Source organism: Corallococcus sp. CA053C, from assembly GCF_003611675.1.
Lineage (GTDB): Bacteria > Myxococcota > Myxococcia > Myxococcales > Myxococcaceae > Corallococcus.
In genome coordinates, this window is sequence record NZ_RAWA01000908.1 from 1 (window position 1) to 419 (window position 419).

Here is a 419-nt window from a genome sequence, read left to right on the forward strand (position 1 = left end):
AATATGTAGTCCAAACAGACGATGAAAGAGGTTAGAACAATATCATCTATGTATCAATTTACTTAAGATAACAGATTAATCGTTACCCCTTTCAATTGACCATCATAAAATATAAGTAAATTGTCCATGACAACCATTATATTTCAGTGACTTGTTCTGACCTCTTTTATGTTAATGACTTTTTGATTAAATTTCAGAAATTACTGGAATAATCATAGGACGACGTTTTGTACTTTCGAATAATAGTTTACTAATTTGATCACGCATATTTTGCTTAATTTCAGACCATTCTATGCGTTTTTCTTGTAAACCAGCCTCTACTATTTCACGTACCTTCTCTTCTGCTTCACGTAATAAGTCTTCACTTTCACGTACATATACAAACCCACGAGATTGAATTTCAGGTCCCGCAGCTATAC

1 pseudogene is annotated in these 419 nt (G+C 32.7%); it reads right to left on the reverse strand.

Features of this window, described 5'->3' with window-relative positions:
* Nucleotides 1–186 precede the first annotated feature (186 nt).
* A pseudogene (locus tag D7V97_RS43830) lies at nucleotides 187–419 on the reverse strand (ribonuclease J); the annotation flags it as partial.